The following is a 1773-nucleotide window of genomic DNA, read 5'->3' on the forward strand; positions in this document are numbered from 1 at the left end:
ACCAAGATGCGCTCAACATCATGGACAAGTACCCGCGCAGCACATTTGCTGTACTCGATATAGCGGGCCATAACTTACAAATTGAGCAACCACAAGTGTTTCATGCGCTTATCAATGAATGGTTGGATAGAATAGAAACCTAGTGTAAAGGTTTACAAAGGAGGCGTTTGTGAATGATAGAAACAAAACGACTATGCTTACGTCCGTTTACAGAAGATGATATTCCGCGGCTGCATGAGATTTTCTCTGATCGTGAAACGATGGCGCATTATCCATCCCCGTTTAGCTATGAGAAGACAGAAGCTTGGGTGAGATGGAACCAGGAGAGCTATGAAGAAAATGGCTTTGGCTTATGGGCGGTTTGCTTACAGGAAAATCAAACATTGATTGGTGATTGTGGATTGGTCAAGCAAACAGTTGATGGATGCACTGAAGTGGAAGTGGGTTATCATATTGATAAAAATCACTGGTCACAAGGCTTTGGTTCTGAAGCTGCGTTCGCTTGTAAAAACTATGCGTTTAAAACGTTAGGATTGAACCGAATCATTAGTATCGTTGCACCGGACAATATGCCGTCGCGTCGTGTCGCTGAGAAAATTGGTTTGCGCGAGGAAAAGGAATCATTTGTGTTTGGGAAAAATCATGTTATCTATTCAGGTGAGCAGAAAGTTGCAAGCATTCGTTAAATTATCATATTCGGGGGGATACGTATGCAACATTATATTTGTAAAACGTGCGGTGTTCAATATGAAAAAACGCTGGAAACACCGCAAGAATGTATCATTTGTTCCGATGAAAGACAATACGTGAGTCCAAGTGGACAAACATGGACAACGTTAGATGCAATGGTAGAGAGTGAGAACTATAAAAATGATCTGTGCGTCGAAGAAAAAGGATTGTATAGCATCACCACAACGCCTAAAGTAGGTATTGGACAAACAGCGTATGTCGTGGAGCAAGACGACTTTCGTGTGCTATGGGATTGTATCACGTACTTGGATGAGCAGACGATCATGCAAATAAAAGAAAGCGGTGGCATCGATGCGATTGCATTGTCACACCCGCACTATTATTCAACACAAGTGGCGTGGGCGGAGACGTTTGATGTGCCGATCTATATCCATGAGGATGATCAAAAATGGGTGAGGAGGCCGAGTGATCGGATCATCTTGACGGGGGATGTCATTCAAGTCGTCCCCGATCAAAATTGGGTCAGCTTTATGTACAGTTATCCAAATTTGATCCCATTGCCTGCAGAGAAAGTGCGAGACATTACGAGTAAGGTCGGGGCGTTGCCGTTTAACCGCATTTACAACGCCTTCCATCGGATAGTAAAAGAGGATGCGCGCGCGGCTGTACAAAAGTCCGCTGAGCGGTATATTGCGGCACTTGATGGAACATTGTTTCAGACGTGAGTGGTTAAATGAGAAAGAAGGTAGGCACGGGATGTTGTGTGCTACCTTCTTTTTTGCCAAGTGCCAAGCTATGGTGAAGCATTGGCTACACCACTAGCCTAACATGCTCGAACTCTCGTTTGGAGTTTCCTAGTTTTTTGGATGATATCCCCTAAAACTGGATTCCTATCTCGCTACCCCTCATCATTATTGTTGTAACCCATCCATATCTGCCAACACAGATTCTGGGTTCACGCTTGTTCGTTGAACGTATGCTTCCACAGCGGCTGGAAGATCAGCAGCTTCGTGATAAGCGTCCCATTGCACACGATCAAGAAATGCCTAACCATCTACCAGACTCATCGACAATTTTGCACCG

At 44.4% G+C, this 1773-nt stretch carries 3 protein-coding genes; all 3 read left to right on the top strand.

Going from position 1 to position 1773, the window contains the following annotated elements; translation table 11 throughout:
• Positions 1-143 (top strand): alpha/beta fold hydrolase (locus BLT29_RS13780; protein WP_245701304.1); only part of this gene is annotated, 143 nt, incomplete at its 5' end.
• Positions 144-173: 30 nt separating this feature from the next.
• Complete coding sequence (locus tag BLT29_RS12960; protein ID WP_090776735.1) at positions 174-686, top strand: GNAT family N-acetyltransferase; 513 nt, start codon at positions 174-176, stop codon at positions 684-686.
• Positions 687-710: 24 nt separating this feature from the next.
• Positions 711-1415, top strand: a complete 705-nt coding sequence (locus BLT29_RS12965) for an MBL fold metallo-hydrolase (protein WP_090776736.1) — start codon at positions 711-713, stop codon at positions 1413-1415.
• Positions 1416-1773 lie beyond the last annotated feature (358 nt).

The sequence above is a fragment of the Shouchella lonarensis genome, from assembly GCF_900096965.1.
Taxonomy (GTDB): Bacteria; Bacillota; Bacilli; order Bacillales; family Bacillaceae_D; genus Shouchella; species Shouchella lonarensis.

Bases quoted from the DNA above. Each gene is read 5' to 3' on its own strand.
- BLT29_RS12960 (WP_090776735.1), top strand. From the start codon at position 174: ATGATAGAAACAAAACGACTATGCTTACGTCCGTTTACAGAAGATGAT.
- BLT29_RS12965 (WP_090776736.1), top strand. From the start codon at position 711: ATGCAACATTATATTTGTAAAACGTGCGGTGTTCAATATGAAAAAACG.